Origin of the sequence: Nocardia brasiliensis NBRC 14402, assembly GCF_000308475.2 — a bacterium.
Taxonomy (GTDB): Bacteria; Actinomycetota; Actinomycetes; order Mycobacteriales; family Mycobacteriaceae; genus Nocardia; species Nocardia brasiliensis.
In genome coordinates this window covers 1-18,162 of sequence record NZ_BAFT02000002.1, presented here as the reverse complement: position 1 = coordinate 18,162, position 18,162 = coordinate 1, and the positions used below count along the sequence as shown (strand labels likewise).

General features: G+C 69.6%; 5 protein-coding genes. 2 read left to right on the top strand and 3 right to left on the bottom strand.

Going from position 1 to position 18,162, the window contains the following annotated elements; translation table 11 throughout:
- Window positions 1-85: 85 nt before the first annotated feature.
- Entirely contained in the window at window positions 86-619 is a 534-nt protein-coding gene (locus TY25_RS00405) for a QsdR family transcriptional regulator (RefSeq protein ID WP_042253260.1), read from the top strand.
- A 14-nt stretch (window positions 620-633) separates the two neighbouring features.
- Here the strand turns inward: TY25_RS00405 and TY25_RS00400 are convergent, their stop codons facing one another.
- Window positions 634-1,227, bottom strand: a complete 594-nt coding sequence (locus tag TY25_RS00400; protein ID WP_042253259.1) for a CGNR zinc finger domain-containing protein — start codon at window positions 1,225-1,227, stop codon at window positions 634-636.
- Window positions 1,228-1,337: 110 nt separating this feature from the next.
- Here TY25_RS00400 and TY25_RS00395 point away from each other — a divergent pair, with 110 nt between their 5' ends.
- Entirely contained in the window at window positions 1,338-2,228 is an 891-nt protein-coding gene (locus TY25_RS00395; protein ID WP_042253258.1) for an alpha/beta fold hydrolase, read from the top strand.
- Window positions 2,229-2,489: 261 nt separating this feature from the next.
- Here the strand turns inward: TY25_RS00395 and TY25_RS00390 are convergent, their stop codons facing one another.
- A complete protein-coding gene (locus TY25_RS00390; RefSeq protein WP_042253257.1) occupies window positions 2,490-9,929 on the bottom strand; it encodes a non-ribosomal peptide synthetase in 7,440 nt (2,479 codons plus the stop codon).
- Entirely contained in the window at window positions 9,926-18,070 is an 8,145-nt protein-coding gene (locus TY25_RS00385) for a non-ribosomal peptide synthetase (RefSeq protein ID WP_236639077.1), read from the bottom strand. Before TY25_RS00385 ends, TY25_RS00390 begins: the two co-directional genes overlap by 4 nt.
- Window positions 18,071-18,162: the final 92 nt, after the last annotated feature.

Below are 18,162 nucleotides of genomic sequence, written 5' to 3'. Positions count from 1 at the left end.
ACCAGGCTGGGACACATAACTAATGGTGTCCCATGCCACACTAGAACTGATGATGTCGCTACCGCTAGATTCCCCAGATCCCCAGTTGACCGAGTCGGATGCCGTCCTGCGTGCCGCAGTGGAAATGTTCCGGCGCGACGGCTGGATCGACGCCAGGGCACTGGCCACCGCGGCCGGTATCGGCCGCTCGACGCTGTATCGGCGCTACGGTGATCGCAACCGGATCATCGGTGAGGCCATCTGGGCGATCGCGACCGCCGGGTTCGAGGACATCCGGCGCGAATGCGGCGGCCGGGGCGCGGACGGAATCGCCGAAATGGTCCGGCGCAGCCTGCATTTCGCCGCCGGGCACCCCGCCATGCGCACGTTCGTCGCGCAGCACACCGACACCGCGCTGCGGGTGCTCACCTCACGTGACGGGGTGATCCAGCGACGGTTCGTCGCCACCTTCGCTCAACTCATCCGCGACGACGTCGGCGAATTCGACGATATCGACACGCATTCCCTCGCCTACGCCGTCATCCGGATCGGCGAATCCTTCTACTTCCGCGAGCTGATCACCGGTGAACCGGACGATATCGACGCCGCGGCCGCCGTGATCCGCCGCATGCTGCGATAGGCGCGCGGCCGTATTCAGCGGACCTGCTCCCGATGGCGCGAAACCTTCTCCCGGTTCCCGCAGATCTGCATGCTGCACCAGCGGCGTTTTCCGCCGCGCGACGAGTCGAGGAAGAGCCAGGCGCAGCGGGGACAGGACCGCAGGCGGTCGCGCGGGAGGGTGTAGAAGGCTTCGACGGCGAGCAGGGCGAGGAAGGCGGTGACAGCGTTGGGATCCCGCCATCGGGCCAGGGTGAGGCGTGGCCCGGTGTCGTCCAATCTCATTGTGCTGGCGGATAATCCACTCCCCGCGGTCGTTAAGAGAACGCCGAGCGACTGTGCGTCGGGGGTCCTGCCCGCGGCGATCGCCCCGAAGAGCTGAGCTGCGGCTTCCCGCACCGCGTGCACCCGCCCGACGAACGGCTCCGCTTCGATCCTGGCGACCGCCGTCGCCGCGCGACCGCTGACAAGCCCCGCCGCCACCAGCCAGTTCCCGATATCGCGGGGGGACCCGAGCAGCTCGTTGCCGGGCCCGGGTACCCGGCGATCGAACACCGCGTTCGCGAGGTCGAGGGCGGGATGCCCGCCGATGAAATGCTCCGGCACCCATTGCGTCACCGCATACTCCACGGGTCGTAACCTTATCTTAGGTGTTTACCAGTTACTCGGATCGGTAACCACTATAAGCATGGTATCCGGTAGAGGGGTTCTCCTCGGGCCGGAGAAGGGAGTGCTGCGAAATGCAGAACCACCGGCACAAGACCCGGCACGAGACGATCGAGGTCCAAGGTCTGGACATCTTCTACCGGCATGCGGGCGACCCGGCAGATCCGGCGATCCTGCTGCTGCACGGCTACCCGAATTCGTCGCACGCGTATCGCGACATCATCGAACCGCTGGCGAACACCGCATATGTCGTCGCGCCGGACCTGCCCGGTTCCGGGTTCTCCGCCGCGCCGGCGCCCGAGGCCTACGACTACACCTTCGAGCACCTCGCCGACACGGTCGAGGCGTTCCTCGCCGCGCTGCAAGTGGACCAGTTCTACTTGTACGTCACCGATTTCGGCACACCGGTGGGCTACCACCTGGCCACCCGCCACCCGAATCGGATACTCGGCCTGATCGTGCAGAACGGCAACGCCCACGACGAGGGGCTCGGGCCGGACTGGGACGCTCCGAAGGCCTACTTCGCCGACCCCACCGCCGCGAACAAAGCCGCACTGCCCGAATGGATGAATCTCGAGACCACCCGATACCAGTACATCGGCGCGCAACCCGAGCGCCTGGCGCGGCTCTATCCGCCCGAAAGCTGGCAATTCGACTGGGATCGCCTGTCGCGGCCCGGCATCATGGACATCCAGTTCGAGATCTTCGCCGACTACGGCGCACACATCGCCCGCTTCCCGGCCCTGCGCGCCTACCACCGCGAGCACCAGCCGCCGTGCCTGCTGCTGTGGGGCAGACATGATCCGTTCTTCGAGATCGACGAGATCATGGCCTATCACCGCGATCTGCGATCGCTGGAGATCCATGTCTTCGACAGCGGGCACCAGCTCCTGGAAACCCATCACGACGAATGCGCGACGCTGGTGGCCCGCTTCACGAGCGAAGTGGCGGCTGGGCGAGTCTAGTTCGCGGCGAAGAGGTTTGGCGGCATGCGGTTCACGGCCCGTCGCGCGTCAGCCGGACCCACAGCGCGGGGCCGTCCGATTCGGTCGCGACGCGGCCGGTTCCGAACAGGATCGCCGCGAGATCGTTGAGCACCCACACCCGCATCTGTTCCCGACGGCAATTATCGCGCCCAGCGTGTCGAGTTCGTCTGCCAGCAAAGGCAATTCGGGTAACAGCGGGCACCGGTGTGCCCGCATCTCTTCGGAAACGCCCCTACCAGGTCAACTTCCGGCCTCGGCGACCACCGGTTTCGCCGTCGCGCTCAGCTCCGCCAGCACGGTGGTCATCGTTGCGACCAGCGATTCGATCGTCGCATGGTCGAACAGCTCTGCGGCGTAGATCATCTCGCCTCGGATGCCCGCGGCCTCCCGATTCGGCCCGTACTCCTCCCGGAGGTTCAGCAGGAGGTCGAAGACCGTGCGCCGCGGCGCGACCGGGCGATGCCGGACCACCAAACCGTCCTGCTCGCCATCGCTGTCGACGCCGCGCAAATAGGTCACCATCACCTGGAACAGCGGATGGTGGGTGCGCGATCGCGGTGGATTGAGCAGTTCCACCAGGCGGTCGAAAGGAAACTCTTTGTGCTCGTAAGCCCCGAGCACACGTTCGCGTACCTGCGCTATGAGATCCCGGTGACCGGGTTCGTCCGACAGGTCGACCCGGACCACGGCCGTGTCGATCACACACCCGACCACGTCCCGCAGTTCCTGAGCGTCCCTGCCGCTCAACGCGACTCCGATCGGCAGATCGACGCCTGCGCCGTGCCGGTACAGCGCGAGGGCCAGTGCGGTGTGCACCAGCATGTAGCTGCTGGCTCCGTGATCCCGGGCCGTGCGGGCCAACGCGCGATGGGTGGCCGCGTCGAGGACGACCGGTACCGTGCCCGCGATGTTCTCGCGGCGCGCGGCACGCGGACGGTCGGCGGGCAGCACCGGCTGCTCGGGTAGTCCGACGAGCGCGGCGCGCCAATACCGGGCCTGCCGCTCGAGCACGCTGTCGGGCAGCAGCCGCCGCCATACCGCATAGTCGGCGAACTGTGTTGCCGCACTGGGCCATCGAGGCTCCAGACCGGCGGTGCGCGCACGGTAGGCCAGCAGCAGATCGTGCTGGAGGATGCCCAGCGATTCACCGTCTCCGGCGATGTGGTGCAGTACGCCGAGCAGCAGGTGATGTCTCGGGTTCAGCCGATACAGCCGGATCCGCAGCGGTGACCGCACGGTCGGATCGAAACCCTGCGACAGCTCGGAATCCATTGCCTGTTCGAGGCTTTCGCCGTCATCGAGTGCGACCCGGCGGAAGTCCGGTGGCATCGACTCGATCGGCAGGATTCGCTGCACCGGGCCGTCCGCCGTGTACGGCAGTACGGTGCGCAGGATTTCGTGCCGCACGACGACATCGGTGACCGCCGCCTCGAGCGCCGTCTCGTTCACCGGTCCGAGCAGTTCGAGGCCGGTGGCGATCAAGTAGTCGGGGCGGTGGCCCGAGAGGTAGTCCACGGTCCACAGGCGTTGCTGCGCGGGCGAGAGCGGAATCCGTTCCGGGCGCGGCACACTCGCGATGGCCGGGCCGAGGTCCCCGGGCCCGCGGCTCGCCAGCGCCCGCTCCAGAGCGGCGACCGTGGGGGCCTCGAACAGATCGCGCAGCGACACCGCGACACCCAGCGCGGACCGCAGGACTGCCACCACCCGCAGCGCGGACAGCGAATTCCCGCCGAGCGTGAAGAAGTCGTCGGTGACGCCGACCTCGGCCACGCCGAGCGCCTCCGCGAACGACGCCGCGATGACCTGCTGCCGAGGTGTGGACGCGGGCAGCGGGTCCGCCGCGCGGGGCAGCGGCAGCGCACCGACATCGACTTTGCCCGTGGGGGTCAGCGGCAGGGCACGCATCGGCACGATCGCCGACGGCACCAGATAGGACGGCAGTGTCGCGCCCAATCGGGTGCGAAGCCCGGCGATGTCGACCACGTCCGGAGCGACGACGTGTGCGATCAGCGACTGGCCCAGTCCGGCCCGTCGCGCCGTGACCACCGCCGCGGTGACGCCGGGTTCGCGCCGCAGCACCGCCTCCACCTCCCCCGGCTCGACGCGAAAGCCGTTGACCTTCACCTGGCGGTCGGCCCGGCCGAGGAAATGCAGCAGACCATCGGCGCCCCAGCGACCGAGATCGCCGGTGCGGTACATGCGCTCACCGGGTCGGCCGTAGGGATCGGCGACGAACCGTGCCGCGGTCTGGGCAGGCGCTCGGTGGTAGCCGTTGGCCAAACCCGCGCCGGACAGGTAGATCTCGCCGGTAACCCCGGTGGGCACCGGCCGCAGGGCCGAATCGAGCAGCGCCACCCGCGTGTTGTCGGCCGGACGACCGATCGGGACCGGCCGCTGCGGCGACGCGTCCGCCGCGATCGGGTAGCGCAGCGCGAAACAGGTCGCCTCGACCGGCCCGTACAGGTTCGTCACTACGGGCGGACGCGCACCACGCCGCACCGCCGCGACGGCCTGCGGGGACAGTACGTCGCCCGCGACCGCGAGCTGCGGCAGCCGGGCGAGTTCTGCCGGAATCCGTTCGGCCAGGAGATGGAACAGCCCGGTGGACAACAACATTGAGGTCACCCGGCCAGCGCGGAGTACCTCGCCGTAATCGTGCACATCGAGCATGCCGGGTTTCGCGATCACCACGGTACGACCGGTCAGCAGGGGCAGCCACAGCTCGTACACCACCATGTCCCAGGTGTAGGGCAGGTGCAGCAGCACACGCGCCTGCCCCGCGTCGTCACCGACCCGATCCCGCGCCCGCGTCACGATATTCCGGTGCGTCACTTCCACGCCCTTGGACGCCCCGGTCGAGCCGGACGTGAACATGAGCGAAGCGATCGCGTCCGGGGCGACGGCGATATCGAGATCACTGTCGTCGCCGCTGTACCCGTCATCGAGTTCGCGCAGCACCAATTCGGTTCCGGTGAAACGCAACAGCCGCGCCACATGGTCGGGTGGATAGCGCTCGCTGAGCGGCACGCAGACCGCGCCCAGCTTGGCCAGCGCGAGAAAGGCCACCACCAGATCGATCGAGCGCGGCAGGGCGATGCCGACCGGAACGCCGGGTCCCACGCCCCGCTCGCGCAGCGATCGCGCGACCTGATTGGCGCGAGCGTTCATCTGGGTGTAGCTGAACTCGTGCCCGTCCCACCAGACCGCGACGGCCTGCGGCGTCGCCCGCACGTGGGACTCGAAACACGCTGCGATACCGGCGTCGACGAGCGCGGTCGCGCGGCCCCGACCGGCGGCGAGCAGCTCGGCCTGCCGGGCGGGCGGGAGCACACCGACCCGCCCCCACGGTGATTGCGGGACCGCCGTCAGCGCACGCGCGGCGGCGAGGATCCAGGACCACAGCTCGTCGAGATCGGTGAGACCGTCGATTCGCTCGGGCTGCGCGGCGATCCGGAAGGTCAGTTGCTCGGCACCGGGGACGACGACCACGGTGAGCGGAAAGTGCGTGCCGCCACGGACTTCGACGTCATCGACCGCGAAATCCGCATCCGGCTGGTCGAACAGGGCGGTGTCGAGGGGGAAATTCTCGAAGACCAGTGAGCTGTCGAACAGGTCGGTGGCACCGGCCGCCGCGAGCACCTCGGGCAGGCCTAGATGGTCGTGCGCCAACAGCGCTACCCGCTCACGGTGCATCCGCACGGCCAGGTCCAATGGCGTCTCACCGGGTTTCACGCGCGCCCGCAGCGGCACGGTGTTCATCAAGAGACCGATGGCCTGGCCAAGGTCACCGCCGTCGCGGCCGGACACGGTGATGCCGAAGACGATATCGTCGCTGCCGGTGAGCGTGGCCAGCGTCAGCGCCCACAGAGTCTGCGTCAGAGAGTTGAGCGTGAGGCCGTACTCGGCAGCCCGTGCGCGCAGCGCGGCGACCATGGTGGCGGACATCTCGAAGCTGCGCTCGACCGGCCGGTGCCAGCGCTCCCGGCCGGGCCGCGCCACCTTGCTCGGTTCCACGCCGTCCAGCGCGACCGCCCAGGCCCGCCGGGCACTGTCCTGATCCTGCGCCGCCGACCAGTCCAGAAAGCGGCGAAAGCTCACGGCGGGTGGCAATTCCACGCCGTCGTAGCCGGACAACAGCTCCCGCAGCAGAATTCCCAGCGACCAACCGTCCAGCAGCGCGTGGTGGTGGGTCACCAGCAAGATCGAGCGGTTCGGTGCGATGCGCACCAGGCTCACCGCGAACAGCGGCGCGGCGAGCGGATCGATGCGGGCGTCCTCTGCCCGGACCTCGGCGAGGTCCTGCGCCACATGCACCGCGTCGAGGAGATCGACCACCCGCCAGCGTGGTTCGAGATCGTCGCGGATCTCGTACCGCGGTCGTGTGCTCTCGTCGAGCACGAAATGTCCCAGGAGATGCGGATGCCGCACACACAGTTGGCGCACGGAGGCGTACAGCCGCTCCGCGTCGAGGGTGCCACGCAGGCTCAGCTCCACCTGGACGAGGTAGGGGTCGTCGCCGTCACCACCTTCGTACAGGGAGTGGAACAGCATGCCGGATTGCAAGGGCGTCACCGGGAGCCGTCCGCCGACCGCGGGGCTTGTCGCGGCCGGGACGACAGGTCCGTTCGCTTCGATCACCTCGGCCAGCGCACGGATTGTCTGATGCTCGAAGACATCTCGTGACGAGACGGACAGGCCCGCGGCCCGCGCCCGGTCCGCCAGGCGAATGGCGAGGATGCTGTCACCGCCGGATGCGAAGAATCCGTCGTCGACGCCGATATCCTCGTGCCCGAGAACCGCCACGAACAGTGCGTGCAGTTGGACCTCGACGTCGGTACGCGGCGGCGTACCCGCTCCGTTGCCGCGCGCGGACAGAGCCCGCAGTCTCGGCTCGTCGACTTTGCCGTTCACCGTGGTCGGTATCGCGTCCACGATGACGATCGCAGACGGAACCGCGTGTGCGGGCAGCTGTTTCGCGATCCCGTCGCGCAGAGCGGCGGCATCGAGGTGCGCGCCCGCGACGAAGGCGACGAGCCGCCGGTCCGGCATGGCGGGCACCGCCGCGGCGCGCACCCCCGGCTGGGCGCACAGGGCGGCCTCGATTTCACCCGGCTCCAGCCGGAACCCGCGGACCTTCAGCTGCCGATCCGCCCGGCCGAGGTAGTCCAGCGTCCCGGTCGCATTCCAGCGAACAACGTCGCCGCTGCGATACATCAGTCCGCCGGAATCCCCGAAAGGGTCGGCGACGTAGCGCGTCGCGGTGCGTCCCGGACTGCGCAGGTATCCCGCCGCGACGCCCGCGCCGGCCACATACAGCTCGCCGGGCACTCCCGGCGCACAGGGCCGCAAGGCCGCGTCGAGGACATACGCCGCGGTGCCCGGAAGCGGAGTGCCGATGTCGCGGGCAGAGACCGGCTCGGTCAAGGGGGCGCCGGTACTGAAGACCGTCGTCTCGGTGATGCCGTACATGTTGACCAGGCGCGGCTGCCGCACGGCCGGCCGCGACCACCAGTCCGTCACCCGCCACGGCTCCACCGGTTCACCACCGAAGATCACGTAGCGCAGCGCGAGCCGCTCGCCGAGCGCGGGACGGGCGGCGGTAGCGTCGACCAGCGTGCCGAACGCGGTCGGCGTCTGGTTCAGCACCGTAACGCGCTGTGCCACCAGCAGCTCGAGGAACGCGTCCGGGTCGCGCGCCACGTCGGCGTCGACGACCACGAGGGTGCCCCCATGGCACAGCGCTCCCCACATCTCCCATACCGAGAAGTCGAAAACGGTGGCGTGGAACAGGGTCCAGACGTCGTCCGGGTCGAACTCGAACCAGGACTCGGTCGCCGCGAGCAGCGCGACGACATTCTCGTGCGTCACGACCACGCCCTTCGGCGGGCCCGTGGTACCGGAGGTGTAGATGACATAGGCGGGCTGCCGCGCGGTGGGCCGGATCGCGGTCGCGACGGGCGCCTCGGCCGCGTCGGCCAGGCGCAGCACCGGCACGGTGGTGCGGCTTTCCGGCAGCACGACACCGTCTCCGGTGACGACCACCGCGGGAGCCACGTCGTCGACGATTTCCCGCAGGCGCTGCCTCGGATAGCCGGGGTCCAGTGGAACGTAGGCCGCGCCCGAATACAGCACCGCGACTACCGCGACGACGAAATCGACCGAGCGCGGTAGCGCGAGAGCAACGAACTCTCCTGGGCCCGAACCATATCCGGCCAAGACGCGGGCCAGCCGCCGTGCCCGTGCGTCGAGTTCGGCATAGCTGAGCGACTCGTCGCCGTGCACGACGGCGGGTGTGCCGGGGTGGGCGGCAACGGCCCTTTCGAACCGGTCGAGAAGCGTTTCGGGCACCGCGCCGGCGACCGCCGCGCCCACGGGGTCCGGCGCGAACCGCAGTCGCCCCAGCGGGAGTTCGTCCGATGCCGCGGTCAGCGCCTCGATCGCCACGGCGAGACGGCGATGGTGGGCGGCGAGATCCGCCTCGGTGTAGCGCGACGTGCTCGATTCCAGCGCCAGACCCGGCTCCGGGCCGCCGTTGTCGTGTATCCCGATGACCAGCTCCTCCGAGCCGCCACCCGAGATATGGTGCAGCGTGGCAGTTTCGGCGCCGAACCGGATGTCTTTCTGGAACGGCAGCACGTTGACGGCGGGACCGAGGACGCCGGGATCCGCACCGGCCGCGGCGAGGTCGGCGCGCATGTCTGCGTACTGGAAATGCTGATGGCGCAGCACGATGAGCATTTCGGCACGCAGTGCACGGATCAGCTCGCCGACGGTCGCCGACGGGTCCACCGGGACCCGCAGTGGCAGAAGATTCGAGGTCACGCCGAGCGCGGTACGAGAACGCTTCGCGGGCACGGCGAGACGAAGGGTGACCGTGCGTGCTCCGGAATCGGCGTGCAACAGAATCGCGATCGCCGCGAGCACCCAGGCGGGCCAGGCGATTCCCGACGCGTCGGCGCGCGCCCGCAGCGCCTGCCACGCCGCGGCGCCCAGCACGCCGGACTGCCGGATGTACCGGACGGATGCGGTGGACGACGGTGCCCCGGCGAACAGTGGTGCGTCGTCCGGCCCGGCCTGCGCCAGTCGCCCCGCCCAGAACTGCCGGTCCGCGGCGAACCTCGGCGAACCGCGGTACCGTTCGTCTGCTTCGACCAGTTCCGCTACCCGGTCGAAGACGGTTTCCGCGACGGGTTTTCCGTCGATCAGCGCGGTATAGACGTCGGCCACCCGCCGGATCATGGCGACCGCGGCGGCACCGTCGATCACCAGGTGATGGCCGCGGAGGAACCAGACGGTGCCTTCGGCGCCGAGATCGATCAGGTGATGGTCGAACAGCGGTGCCCGGGAGAGATCGAAAGGCCGTTCCAGCGCGGCCTCCATGTATTCGCGTGCCGCGGCGTGCGGATCCGGCGCGTCGCGAAAACTGCTGCGGTGCAACGGCCAATCCTCGAGTTCCGCGAGCACCTGGGTGACCGCGCCGCCGGGCTGCTCGTCGAAGTACACCCTGGTCGACTCCGCTCCGGCGACCACGAGGCGCAGCGCTCGCTCGAACACCGTCTCGTCGAGAGTGCCGCGGAGGCGCACATAGCCGCCGACGACGAAACGGAGTCCGGACTCGTCGAGTCGCTGTGCGACCCAGACGTGCTGCTGTGCCCGGGTGAGCGGCAGCCGGGCGGTCACCGTAGCTCCTCGGCGCGCACGTGCGGATCCCTGGCGATGGCGGCGAGCAGCCTACGCGTCTGCGCGGCGATCTCGGCCACCTGCGCTTCCTCGAAAACCGCGCGCTGGTAACCGAACACGATCGTCAGCTCCGCTTTCGGATCGACCGTCAGCGTCAGGGGGTAGTGCGCGGCATCGCGCAGTTCGACGTCGGCCTCGAACAGTCCGTCACCCGCGGCCGCGAGCTGATCGGTGTCGATCGGGTAGGACTCGTAGGCGAGCACGGTGTCGAACAAGGTGTCCCGCGCGCCTGCCGCGGCATGGATTTCGGCCAGGCCCAGGTGATGGTGTTCGATCAGCGCGGCCTGCCCGGCCTGTACCGCGCGCAACAGCTCCGCGACCGACCGGTCGGCGGCGAGTCGCACCCGTACCGGCACGGTGTTGATGCACAGTCCGACAACCGATTCGACGCCGGGCAACGCGGCCGGGCGGCCCGACACGGTCGCGCCGAACACCACGTCGTCGCGACCGAGTCTGCGACCCAACTGGATTGCCCAGGCCACCTGCAAGACGGTGTTGAGGGTCGTCCCGACGCCGGTCGCGACGCCGCCCAGTGCCGCTGTCGTGTCGGCATCGATCGTCAACCGGTGCGTGCCCGGTACCACCGCGATCTCGTGGGTGCGCGCGCTGGCGGCAATCAGCGTCGGTGTGCTTATTCCGTCGAGTTCCCGCCGCCATACTCGCGCGGACACGGCCTTGTCCCGGCCGTGGTGCCAGGCGAGGTAATCGCGGAAGGACCCGCCGGGCGCGGGCAGCGGTGCGCCGGTGGCGTACGCCGCCAGCAGGTCACGCAGCACCAGCGGCAGCGACCAGCCGTCGAGCAGGATGTGGTGATAGGTCGCGAGCAACGCGTACCCGGATTGCGCGACCCGCGCCAGGGTAAATCGCAGCAGCGGCGGGCGGGCCGGGTCGAAACGCGCCGCGCGGTCCAGATCCGCCAGCTCGGTCAACTCGGCTTCGGACACGAGATCGACTTCGCGCCACGGTACTTCGATCGCTGCCGGAATCACCTGACGTGCTGTGGCGGTGGTGTCGGTGACGAACGCCGCACGCAGGTTCGGATGGCGCCGGATGAGGTGACCGACCGCGTCGCGCAGCCGCGCGCGATCGACCGGCCCGCGCAGCCGCAGCAGCGTCTGCACGTTGTAGACGTCGACGGCGGCCGAATCGGCACGTCCGGCGAGCAACGCGTGGAAATACAGGCCCGGCTGCAGCGGTGCGAGCGGCCACACGTCGGTGAGCTGCCCGTAATCGCGTTCCCACCGCGCGATGTCCGCCCCGCTGACCCGGACGAGCGGGAAGTCCGAGGGGGTGTGCCCGCCCGGGGGGCCGGAACGCGCGTAGGCGGCGATCGCGCCGAGCGCCGCCACCCACAGCTCGGCCAACTCCGTCACGGCGCCCGCGTCGAGAAGGGTCCTGGGATAGGCGAATCCGGCATGCAGCTGCGCTCCGGCGACGATCGCGTTCACCTCGATGGCGGCCGCCGCGGCCAGGTCGGGATCGGGGTCGGTGGCCGGTGCCGCGAACAGGCCGGCGTTCCGATCGTCGACGCGACCCAAATAGTTGAACGCGATCTGCCCCGGCATCGCTTCCGGCAACAGCTGTGCGGTATCGGGATTCAGGTAGCGCAGCAGTCCGTAGCCGATACCGTGATCGGGCACGGCGCGCAGTTGCTCCTTGACCGACTTGATCATTGCGCCGGTCTCGTCCGTACCGGCCAGCGCCGCTTCGACATCGATGTCGCCGAGGTCGAGGCGCACCGGGTAGAGGGAGGTGAACCACCCGACCGTGCGGGACAGATCCGCACCCGCGGCGAGCTGCTCTTCCCGGCCATGGCCCTCCACGCGCAGCAACGAAACCGGTGCGTCCTGGCCGCGACGGAACCGCCATCGCGCGAGCGCCGCAGCGAACGCGGCGAGCAAGATCTCGTCCACGCCCGCGTGGAACAGGCCGGGCACAATTCGCACCAGCGCGTCGGTGACAGTTTCGTCCACCGTGACCTGCACAGTCTCGACCTGAGTGGCCAGATCAATGGCGGGATCGAACGATCGGGCACCGAGCATCGGATCCGGGGTGGCGCAGATGCGCTGCCACAGGCCGACTTCGGCGATTCGGTCGGGTGCGTAGGCGGCGTCGACCAGCGCGTGCGCCCACCGGCGCATGGAGGTGGCCGGCGGATCCAGCTGCGGCGCTTGCCCGTTCGACACCGCAGCGAGGGCGGTGAGCAGATCCGGAAGCAGGATGCGCCAGGACACGCCGTCGACGACCAGGTGGTGGGCGCAGATCAGCAACCGTCCGGGCAGGCCCGGATCGGTGCGATCCAACCATACGAACTGGACCATAACCCCCGCGGCCGGATCGAGACGGCCCAGGGCGGCATCGAGCTGGGCCGACACCGCGGCGTCGTCGGGTTCTTCGTCGAAATGACTGCGGCGCAGAACTTCCGCCGCCTCGACCGTGCCCGGTGCCGTGGTCTCGAACCGCCACTCCCCTGTGTCGTCGCGGAACAGGCGGCTGCGCAGCATGTCGTGCCGGTCGAGCACGGCCGCGACCGCGCCGGCCAGCGCTTCGAGGGTGGTGTTCGCGGGCAAGTCGACCGTGAGGGTCTGATGCACTCGACGGAAACCGCCGCGTTCGGTCAGCCAGCGCGCCACCGGCGGGAGCGGCAATTCGCCGACACCGCCGCCTGGGAGTTCGGACAGCCGTGGCACGACGGTGTCGGAGCCGATCGGCGTTGCCGCCGTAGCGATTCCGGCCACGGTACGCTGGTCGAAGACGTCCCGCGGCGTGAAATGCCAGCCTTTGGCCCTGGCCCGCGACGCGAGCTGGATCGAGATGATGCTGTCTCCGCCGAGCGCGAAGAAGGAGTCGTCGACGCCGGGCCGGTCGACGCCGAGTACCTCGGTGAAGATCTCGGCCACGACTCGTTCGGCCTCGGTCCGTGGCGCCTGAGCGGATCGGGGCACGACCACGGGGTCCGGCAGCGCGGCGCGGTCCAGCTTGCCGTGTGCGGTCAGCGGAAGCGTCACCATCCGCACGATGGCGGCGGGTCGCATATAGAACGGAACACGTTCAGCGACATGCCGTTCCAGCGATTCGATATCGGGATCTGTGCCGTGCACGGGCACCACGTAGGCGACCAGCCGCGGCGAGCCGCCGACTCCTGTCCGGACCACGACGACCGCCCGCGCCACCGCCTCGTGTTCGAGCAGGGCGACCTCGACTTCGGCGGGTTCGATGCGGTAGCCGCGAATCTTCACCTGATCGTCGGCGCGGCCCAGGTATTCGAGCCGGCCGTCGGAATTCCAGCGGGCACGGTCACCGGTGCGGTACATGCGCGTGCCGGGCGCGCCGAACGGGTCCGCCACATAGCGGGCCGCGGTCGCCGCGGGACGGGCCTGGTAGCCGCGAGCGAGCTGAGGTCCGGCGAGATAGATCTCCCCCGCCGCACCGACCGGCGCGGGCCGCAGGCGCGAATCCAGCACGCGCACAGCCATTCCCGCCAAGCCCCGGCCGATTCCGCTGGTCCCGCTCGAACCGGCGTGGGTCAGCGTCAGCTGGGTGGCATGCACCGTCGCCTCGGTGATGCCGTACAGATTCGAGACACGGGTCCGGGCCGCCGGATCCGCGTCGAACCACGGACGCAATCGGCGCGGGTCCAGCGCCTCGCCGCCGAGCACGAGGTGCCGCAGCGCGGGGAGGGTGATCGCGCCGGATTCCAGCAGCGAGTACAACGCCGACGGGGTCTGGCTCAGCACCGTGATACGTTCCCGCGCCAGTAATTCGACGAATTCGCGCGGCGACCGCGTCACCTCGGCGGCTACGACGACCAAGGTACCGCCGCCCGCCAGTGCGCCCCACATCTCCCATACCGAGAAGTCGAAGGCGGGCGAGTGGAACATGGTCCATACATCGGTGTGGCCGGCGTCGATCACCGCCGCGGTGGCGCGCAACATCGCGACGACATTGCGATGCGTCACGCAGACGCCCTTGGGCCGGCCGGTGGAACCGGAGGTGTACAGCACGTAGGCGAGGTCGTCCGGACGCGGGGGTCGGTGCCACGTGCCCGCCTCGGCCGTATCCGTCTCGCCGAGCAGGAGATACGGGACATCGGTCGCGGGCAGATCGGCACGGTCGGCGTCCGTGGTGACCACGCAGGCCGGATTCGTCTCGGCGAGCACGAAAGCGAGGCGGCGCGCCGGGTTGCCGAGATCCAGTGGGACGTAGCCCGCTCCCGACTTCAGCACGCCGAGCAGTGCGACGATCAGCTCGACCGAACGCGAAACACCGACGGCCACCAGGGATTCGGTACCGATGCCGCGGGCGGACAATGTCCGCGCGAGTGCATCGGCGGCGTGGTCCAGCTCGCGATAGGTCAGTGCCCGGGAGCTGTCGCGGACCGCGACCGCATCAGGACGCGCGGTCACCTGTGCCCGGAACAGATCCACCAGGATGACCTCCGGTGCCGGCACGGCCGGACGCTGCCACTGGGTGAGCACCTGCGCGCGTTCCGCGGCACCGATCGGATCGATATCCGCAACCGCGGCAGCGGGATTCGTCGCGATCGCAGTCAGCACCCGGACCAGCCGATCACCCAGCCGCGCGACGCTCGCCTGGTCGAGTAGATCGGGTCGCCATCCGGCGGTCAGATGCAGCCGGTCGGTCTGCCGGACCGTCAGGGTCAAGGGATAGTGCGTCGCTTCCCGCGAGCGCAGGCCCGTGATCGTCAGGCCCGCGTGGGTGGCGGTCTGCGCGCGCAGTGCCGCTTCGTCGACAGGATAGGTTTCCACGACCAAGAGCGTGTCGAACAAGCGGTGCTCGCCGGTATCGGCCTGGGCGGCGATATCCGGCAGGCCGAGGTGATGGTGGGCGCTCAGCGCGAACTGCTCGAGCTGCACGCGGCGCAGCAAGTCCGCCGCGGTCTGCGCCGGCCGCAACTGGATCCGGACCGGAACGGTATTGATGAACAGACCGACCATCGATTCCACACCCACCAGATCGGCGGGCCGGCCCGATACCGTGGTGCCGAAGACGATATCGGCGCGATCGGTCATCCGCGCCAGCAGGATCGCCCACCCGGCTTGCAGCACGGTGTTGACCGTCACCTCCAGCTCGGTCGCCAACCGGACGAGTGCTCGGGACTGTGGCTCGTCCAGCGCGAACTCGTGCTCGAGCGGCAGCGCCGAAGGCGCGGACAAGTCGGTGTCACCGGCCAGCAGCGTCGGCTCGGTCACCCCGGCGAGTGCTTGCGCCCAGGCCTGCTTCGAGTTCGAAACATTCTGCTCGGCAAGCCATTCCACGTAGTTGCGGTAGGCCCGCGGTGGATCGAGGGCGAATCCCGCGTACTCGGCGACGATCTCGCGGACCAGCAGCGGAATGGACCAACCGTCGAGCAGCAGATGATGGTAGGTGACGACCCACTGCGCCCGGTCGGCGCCGCGACGCAGGAGCATCGAGCGCAACAGCGGCGGTCGCGCCGGATCGAACGGTGTCGCGCGTTCGGCGTCCAGCACCCGCTCGGCCTCGTCGTCCGGCGCGTCGGCCAAGTGCACCTCCCGCCACGGCAACGCCACCTCCGCTACGACCAGTTGCACCGGCGAACCCGCCGCGTCGAACCCGAAGGCGGTGCGCAGGTTCGCGTGTCGCGCGAGGACGGCCGCCGCGGCCGCGCGCAACCGCGGCCCGTCAACCGTGCCGCGCACGCTGAGCACCAACTGCACCGTGTACACGTCGACCGCGCCGGGATCGAACATGGCGTGGAAGAGCATTCCGGCCTGTAGTGGCGAGACCGGCCACACGTCGATCAGCGCGGGATACTGCCGCTCCCATACTTCGATATCGCTTTGCGCGGGCCGCACCAGCGGGAAATCGGACGGCGTGTGCCCGCCCTGCGTGCGCATGTCGCGCGCGTGCCGGGCGAGGGCGGCGAGCGCCGCGCGCCACAGCGCGACCAGTTCTTCGCCCGCGTCCTCGGCGAACAACGTGCGGGCGTAACCGAAGCTGGTCACCAGCCGCTCGCCGAACACGATGGAATCCACTTCGACAGCGCCCAGCGCGCCACGGCGGGCATCGGGCCGGATCACCAACCGGCCGTATTCGGGCGCGGGCAACCAGCCGATGCCTGCCAGCTCCGGCGGGACGTCCACGCCGGTGATGTGGCCGAAATAGTTGAACGAGATCTCGCCCGGTTCCCGGTGCGGCAGTTGGGCGGCGGTGTCCGCGTTGAGGAAACGGAGCAGACCGTAACCGAAACCGTTGTGCGGGGTCGCCCGTAGCTGTTCCTTCACGGCCTTCAGCGCGACGCCGAGGGCCGGACCGCCCGCGAACGCGTCATCGAGGTCCACCCCGGACAGGTCGAGCCGGGCCGGCACGATCGAGGTGAACCAGCCTACGGTGCGGGACAATTCGGCGCCGGGCACCGCATCCTGCTCGCGACCGTGACCTTCCAGCCGCAGCAGCACCGACCGTTCCGGTTCTCCGCGCCGGGACCGCCAGCGAGTCACCGCGAGCGCGAGCGCGGTCAGCAGCGCGTCCGCCACCCGGGCGCGATACCGGTCGGGAATAACGGTGATGAGCGCCGCGGTGTCCCGCTCGTCGAGTTCGACGGTGGTGTGCGCCACCTGATTCGCGAAATCGCGGTGCGGGTCGAACGGGCGGTCGCCGAACGCGGGATCGGGGCCCTCGACGACCTCGCGCCAGATCGGCAGCTCGTCGACCGTCGCGGCGGCGTGCGCTTTCGCTACAAGGGCGTGCGACCATGCCCGCATCGACGTGCCGACATCGGGCAGCCGCGGTGTGCCGCCCGCCGCGACGGCGGCCCACGCGGCGACGAAATCGGGCAACAGCACGCGCCAGGACACGCCGTCGACGGCGATGTGGTGTGCGGCCACAACGAGCAGGCCCGGCCTGGCCGGTGACTGCGGGCTGAGCCAGACGAACCGCACCACGTCGCCGGTGGCGGGGTCGATCCGATCGACGGCGGCGTTCAGTTCGGCGGTCGCCAGCGCCAGCAGGTCCACGTGCGCCAGATCCTCGTGCACGACCTGGTGCACCAGCGAGTCGACGTAGACGCTGCCGGGCGGCGCGACTGTCAGCTGCCATTCGCCTGCATCGTCCCGAGACAACCGCGAGCGCAACATGTCGTGCTGGTCGACCACCGCCGTCACCGTGGCAACCAGTGCAGCCCTGTCGATTCCGACGGGCAGCTCCAGCGTCATCGCCTGGCAGAAGCGGTCGAAATTGCCACCGCGTTCGATCAGGAATCGGATCACCGGCGTGAGCGGTAACGTGCCGACACCACCGCCGGGCAGCTCCGGAAGCGGCCGCAGGTCCGCGCCCGCCGCGGTCTCGGCGACGGCGGCGAGGCCGGCCACCGTGCGATGTTCGTACACCTGTTGTGCGGTCACCGCGATGCCGCGCGCCCGCGCCCTGGAGACGAGCAGGATCGACATGATGCTGTCGCCGCCGAGCGCGAAGAAGGATTCGTCGACGCCGATGCCGTCGCGGCCGAGCACCTCGGCGAACACTGCCGCGAGCGCGTGTTCGGTATCGGTGCCCGGGGCACGGAAGACCACCGGCTCGAAGGCCGGAGCGGGCAGGGCCTTTCGGTCCAGCTTGCCGGATCGGTTCCGCGGCAGCTCGGTGAGCACCACGATCGCGGCGGGCACCAGGTACTGGGGCAAGGTCTCGCGCAGCCGCCGGTCCACTGCGTCGCGATCGATCTGATGTCCGGCGGCCGGGGTCACATAAGCGACCAATCGGCCACTGCCCGAGGCTGTCTCGTCGTGGACCACGGCAACGGCCTGCGCCACCGAATCCTGCGCGGCGAGCACCGCCTCCACTTCGCCGGGCTCGATCCGGATGCCGCGCATCTTCACCTGGAAGTCGCTGCGGCCGAGGAACTCCAGCTCGCCGGCGTCGGTCGAGCGCACGATATCGCCGGTGCGATAGAGCCGCTGTCCCGCGCCCCCGAACGGGTCCGCGACGAAACGCGCCGCGGTCTGGCCGGGCCGGCGCACGTAGCCGCGGGCCAGCGCCGCGCCGCCGAGATAAAGCTCGCCCGGTATGCCCGGCGGCACCGGCCGCAAACAGGTGTCCAGCACGTAGGCAAGGGAATCCCACGAGGGAGTGCCTACCGGGATCGGGCCGACGGGGTTCGCGCCGATGGCGTGGCGGGTGACCGCGACGGTCGCCT

What these genes read in the sequence shown, in the direction of transcription:
- TY25_RS00395 (WP_042253258.1), top strand. Translation starts at nt 1,338, where the DNA reads ATGCAGAACCACCGGCACAAGACCCGGCACGAGACGATCGAGGTCCAA.